The sequence below is a fragment of the Kitasatospora sp. NPDC001175 genome (assembly GCF_053598215.1).
The window spans coordinates 1-1,200 of sequence record NZ_JBSFJU010000231.1 but is presented as its reverse complement, the minus strand read 5'-3'; the positions used below and the strand labels follow the sequence as shown (position 1 = coordinate 1,200).

Below are 1,200 nucleotides of genomic sequence, written 5' to 3'. Positions count from 1 at the left end.
AGGGCCTCACCAACCAGACCGGCCTGTAACCCCCAAGCCCCAAACACCAACCGAAGCCCCCGGGCAACACCACCACCACACCGCCCGGGGGCTTCCCCCTGCCCAACCACCAGAACCATCCGCCGGAGCCACCCCGCCCGGCCACCCATCAGGACGGGGCGTGCCAGCGATCTTGTGCAAGTCCCTCCGTCCCGGGTCAACGGCTACCTGCCGGTCTGGGTTGGCAACCTGGCGTACCGGTTGGCGCTCCTGCAGCGGCCGGACGATCCGGCGCAGGCCGCGGAGAGCTTCGGGCTGTACGGACCGGACTGGGACGACATCGCGGCAGACCTGAGGCGGCGGGCCGACGCAGTGGAAGCAGACTGAGACGGAAACCGCTGGTCACGGCCCGAGCCAGAGACGGATCGAGGCTACGGTGACGGTGCCGTGGAAGACGTAGGCGCGCCATATCGCTTGGCCACCGCTCTGGAACCCTTGGGCCGGTTTATCGTGCGCTCGACTTCGTTGCGCCGTTTGTACATCTCCTTGTCGAAGCCAGCGGGCCTTCCGCCCCGGCTGCCGCGGCGCGGCGGTTGGCCCTTTGGTCCCTCGGTTCCCGGATTGGATACTTGATCTGACGTCTGCGCAGGTAGCGACGGTTGAGACGCGAGCTGTAGGCCTTGTCACCACCCACATGGTCCGGCCGAGTGTGCGACGGGCGCCCCGGCACGCTTGACGCGGACGCGTTCGAGGACGGGAGTCAGTTGTGGGCTGTCGCCCCACTGGCCGGGCGTGACCAGGAAGGCCAGCGGCTGGCGATCGCCTTTCCCAGCGAGATGGATTTTGCAGGTCAGGCCGCCCCGAGAGCGCCCGAGTCCTTCGTCGGGACGGCGCTGCCGTTGATTCCAATAAGTGTTGACGCGCCTGCGGAGTGTTCCGGTTTCGGGTGTACCGACGAGCCGCGTGACGGCGTGCAGCCACGCGGCTTCGTAGCGGAGGAGAGGTCAGACTTGTCGGCGTCAGGTTCTCTCGGCTCCGCCGGTGAAGTGTGAGGTCGTGGGTGGTGTGGTCGTTTCAGCAATGCCACAGGATGATGCACCGTTCACTGACACCCACACGCTCTGCTGAAGCCCCCGGGCGGTGTGGTGGTGGTGTTGCCCGGGGGCTTCGGTTGGTGTTTGGGGCTTGGGGGTTACAGGCCGGTCTGGTTGGTGAGGCCCT

1 protein-coding gene and 1 pseudogene are annotated in these 1,200 nt (G+C 67.1%); one reads left to right on the top strand and one right to left on the bottom strand.

All coding sequences use genetic code 11. The features are described 5' to 3' along the window. Positions 1 to 174 precede the first annotated feature (174 nt). The gene (locus ACWDAK_RS41350; RefSeq protein ID WP_427396376.1) at positions 175 to 366 is read left to right on the top strand and encodes a hypothetical protein; all 192 of its coding nucleotides are present in this window, start codon (positions 175 to 177) and stop codon (positions 364 to 366) included. Between the two features lie 15 nt (positions 367 to 381). Here the strand turns inward: ACWDAK_RS41350 and ACWDAK_RS41345 are convergent. Continuing rightward, positions 382 to 875 (bottom strand): annotated as a pseudogene (locus ACWDAK_RS41345) (IS5 family transposase); the annotation flags it as partial. Positions 876 to 1,200 lie beyond the last annotated feature (325 nt).